Consider the following 3894-nt stretch of genomic DNA (forward strand, 5'->3'; position numbering starts at 1 on the left):
ACCGGGCACGGAGCCGGCGGCGCGGTGCGGCATGGCGAACGGTGGGCCGGCGGGGACGGGCACGGCCGATGCGAGGGCGGGGGCGTACGCGCGGGGGACAAGCGCGCGCAGCCGGCCCAGTGCCGCAACGACCGTGCTGCGCAGCGTAGCCAGGCCCGAGGCGTCAACCCCGACGTGTGGGTACACGGGACTCCCAGAGGCAGAGCTTCCAAACGTGCAGTACGGGACCGTTCGACCCGGATGGGACGTGTGGGTACCGATTGCGTCTGAGGAGAATAACGCTTCGTACAGACGGTGCTACGCGTAGTTGCTGAAATCGCCGATTCGGTCTGCTCTGTTACGGATTGATGCCTGGTATTGCACCGTCTGTGAACGGATTGCTGATCGCTTCTCGGTCATAACTTGTCGCGTGCGTGATGACTTGTGCCCGGACGTCCGAAGCGTCACTGACGGGGGCGCGGGTGGCCGCGGTGGCGGGAACGCGCCGCCAACTGCCGTGCGTGGTACGCCGTTACGGCGTGTCGGCAGGGTGCGCGAAGCGGTTCGGAAGACGGCCGGACGTGAGGCGGAAGCGGGCTGGAAGCGAACCGCAGGCGGGCGGAAGGGGCTTGACGCCTGTAGGGCGGGCACCGGACCGGTCCCGGCGCGGTGCCCTAACGGCGGCGGCGCTGTAGGGCGACCGCCGCGGCCGCGCCGCCCGCGACCGCCCCGACCCCCGCGGCCGCGGGGATGCCCACCTTGGCCGCCTTCCGCCCCGTCCGGTAGTCGCGCAGCCGCCAGCCCATGTCGCGCGCGTGGTCGCGAAGCCGGCTGTCAGGATTGATCGCATACGGATAACCGACGAGCGAGAGCATGGGAATGTCGTTCGCCGAGTCGCTGTAGGCGGCGCAGCGTTCCAGCTCCAGGTTCTCCGCGGCGGCGAGGGCGCGTACGGCCTCGGCCTTCGCGGGTCCGTGCAGCGGTTCGCCCACGAGCCGCCCGGTGTAGACGCCGTCCACGGACTCCGCGACGGTGCCCAGCGCCCCGGTCAGACCGAGCCGCCGGGCGATGATCGTCGCCGTCTCCACGGGTGCGGCCGTCACGAGCCAGACCTTCTGGCCGGCGTCGAGGTGCGCCTGTGCCAGGGCGCGGGTGCCGGGCCAGATGCGGCCGGCCATGTACTCGTCGTAGATCTCCTCGCCGATGCCGGTGAGTTCGGCGACGCGGTGGCCCTGGACGATGGACAGCGCGCTGGAGCGTACGTCCGCCATGTGACCGGCGTTCTCGTTGCCGGCCATCCTGAACCACGCCTGCTGCCAGGCGAACCGGGCCAGTTCGCGCTTCTCGAAGAAGTCCCGCTTGTACAGGCCCCGTCCGAAGTGGAAGAGCGCGGCGCCCTGCATCACGGTGTTGTCGAGGTCGAAGAAGGCGGCGGCGCGGATGTCGCCCGCGACGGGGAACTCCGGCTCCTCTTCCTCCTCGTCCGACTGGGCGGCCGCGAACACGCCCTGCTGCAGCTCCTCTTCTTGCCGCAGCTCCAGCTCCTGCTTGCGCGCCGCGTCCGCGGACGCCTCTCCCGCGAGCACGCTGCGCGCGGTCGCGGCGCGTCCGCGACGGGCGAGCCAGTACCAGGCGTGACGGGGCGAGGGGCGGGAGGGCATGCCCTCGAGGATAGCCACCCCGCGGCGCACCGCTGTTACGCACGGATGTCCAACTGTGGGCGTCCCGGGACACATTCGGAACGTCGCCGTCGAGTACGGGCGCGGGGCGGGGGCGTCCCGGCGGGCGCCGTGCGGAGGGCGCGGGCGCCGGGAGCTGCCCGGCCGCGCGGTCCGGCGGAACGATCCGGCGGGACGGGTCCCGGATGTGAAGCAGCGCGGAGGTGGCGTGTGGGCGCCGGAGAAGCGTGACAATGGCGGGCATGAGGACTGTCACCCTGATCGGTAAGCCCGGATGCCACCTCTGCGACATCGCGCGTGACGTGATCGTGCGGGTGTGCGCCGAGACCGGAGCGTCCTGGGAGGAGAAGAGCATCGAGGACGACCAGGAGCTGTACCGGAAGTACTGGGAACAGATCCCGGTCGTGCTGGTGGACGGTGCGCAGCACGATTTCTGGCGGGTGGACCCGCAGCGGCTGCGCAAGGCGCTGGAGAGCTGACCGCCGGAGGCTCCCGCCGTACGCTGCGCGGGAGTTGGGGACGGGGTCGTCGGTGCTGGTCCGGGCCGACGGGAGATGAGGGGTGACATGTGTCGCGGGTGTTGCATGTGGCACCGGTCACGTTGACCGGACAAATCGGACTCCATCTTTGTGCACGCGTTCACAAAGGCATAGCCTGGTCGCGATGCATCGTCCGGCCCCCGCAGCCGGTGCGAGATCGCTCATCGCTTTGCGCAACCGGCAGGAGCACTGTGGCAACTGGCCGAAATCACCGTCCGGCGACGACCCGGAGCCGAGGTATCCCCGAGGCCACGGTCGCCCGGCTACCGCTGTATCTGCGGGCCCTGACGGCGCTGTCGGAGCGCTCCGTCCCCACGGTCTCCTCCGAGGAGCTGGCCGCGGCCGCGGGCGTCAACTCGGCGAAGCTGCGCAAGGATTTCTCGTACCTCGGCTCCTACGGCACCCGCGGCGTCGGCTACGACGTCGAGTACCTCGTCTACCAGATCTCCCGTGAGCTGGGCCTCACGCAGGACTGGCCCGTCGTCATCGTCGGCATCGGCAACCTCGGTGCGGCGCTGGCCAATTACGGCGGGTTCGCCTCCCGCGGCTTCCGTGTGGCCGCCCTCATAGACGCCGACGCCTCCCTGGCCGGGAAGCCCGTCGCGGGCATCGACGTACAGCACACGGACCGGCTGGAGCAGATCATCGAGGAGAGCGGCGTCTCCATCGGCGTCATCGCGACTCCCGCGGGCTCCGCGCAGCAGGTGTGCGACCGCCTCGTCGCCGCCGGTGTCACCTCCATCCTGAACTTCGCCCCGACCGTGCTGTCCGTTCCCGAGGGCGTGGACGTACGGAAGGTCGACCTCTCCATCGAGCTGCAGATCCTCGCCTTCCACGAGCAGCGCAAGGCCGGCGAGGACGCCCCCGAGGAGGACACGGCACCGCCGGCCGCGCCGCCCGCCGCCGCGGTCACCAAGCGCCCCGAACCGGGATCTGACGGGGACCGCCCCGCCGTGATGCCGGCATGAGCCTGCTCGTCGTCGGACTGAGTCACCGCAGCGCGCCCGTCAGCGTCCTGGAGCGGGCCGTGCTCGCGCCGCAGGGGCGCGGCAAGCTGCTGCAGGACGCCGTGAGCGCCGAGCCCGCGGCGGAGGCGGCCGTCCTCTCCACGTGCAACCGCATCGAGCTGTACGCCGACGTGGACAAGTTCCACGCGGGCGTTGCCGAGCTGTCGACGCTGCTGGCACAGCACAGCGGCGTCGGCCTGGACGAGCTGACGCCGCACCTGTACGTGCACTACGAGGACCGTGCCGTGCACCACCTGTTCTCGGTGGCCTGCGGGCTGGACTCGATGGTCGTCGGCGAGGGCCAGATCCTCGGCCAGATCAAGGACGCCCTCGCGGTCGCGCAGGAGCAGCACACCGCGGGACGCCTACTGAACGACCTCTTCCAGCAGGCGCTGCGCACCGGCAAGCGCGCCCACAGCGAGACGGGCATCGACAAGGCCGGGCAGTCGCTGGTCACCTTCGGCCTCGAACAGCTCGCGGGGGACGAGGCCGTCGAGGAGTGGGTGCGCGGGAAGCGCGCTCTGGTCATCGGTGCGGGCTCGATGTCGTCCCTGGCGGCCACGACGCTCGCTCGGGCCGGTGTGGCCGAACTGGTGATCGCCAACAGGACTTTGGACCGCGCCGAGCGGCTCGCCTCCGGTCTGGCGCCCGGCCTCGCCGCGGGCGCCGCGCCCGCCGCCGCGCTGAGCG

4 protein-coding genes and 1 pseudogene are annotated in these 3894 nt (G+C 71.1%); 3 read left to right on the forward strand and 2 right to left on the reverse strand.

All coding sequences use genetic code 11. From position 1 onward, the window contains the following. Both AN218_RS38625 and AN218_RS30610 read right to left on the reverse strand, forming a co-directional pair. Positions 1–186 (reverse strand): annotated as a pseudogene (locus AN218_RS38625) (ECF subfamily RNA polymerase sigma factor, BldN family); the annotation flags it as partial. Between the two features lie 467 nt (positions 187–653). Next, positions 654–1640 carry an HAD family hydrolase gene (locus tag AN218_RS30610; RefSeq protein ID WP_070020295.1) on the reverse strand — a complete coding sequence of 329 codons (987 nt, stop codon included), beginning with the start codon at positions 1638–1640 and terminating at the stop codon, positions 654–656. A 260-nt stretch (positions 1641–1900) separates the two neighbouring features. On the opposite strand from AN218_RS30610, the gene AN218_RS30615 reads away from it, so the two are divergent. From AN218_RS30615 to hemA, 3 genes are all read left to right on the forward strand, one after another. Further along, positions 1901–2137 carry a glutaredoxin family protein gene (locus AN218_RS30615; protein WP_070020298.1) on the forward strand — a complete coding sequence of 79 codons (237 nt, stop codon included), beginning with the start codon at positions 1901–1903 and terminating at the stop codon, positions 2135–2137. A 251-nt stretch (positions 2138–2388) separates the two neighbouring features. Then, entirely contained in the window at positions 2389–3165 is a 777-nt protein-coding gene (locus AN218_RS30620; protein ID WP_070020296.1) for a redox-sensing transcriptional repressor Rex, read from the forward strand. Continuing rightward, the coding region (hemA, locus tag AN218_RS30625; protein ID WP_070020297.1) for a glutamyl-tRNA reductase at positions 3162–3894 on the forward strand (733 nt) is incomplete at its 3' end. The genes AN218_RS30620 and hemA, both read left to right, overlap by 4 nt.

Source organism: Streptomyces nanshensis (assembly GCF_001751255.1).
Classification (GTDB): domain Bacteria; phylum Actinomycetota; class Actinomycetes; order Streptomycetales; family Streptomycetaceae; genus Streptomyces; species Streptomyces nanshensis_A.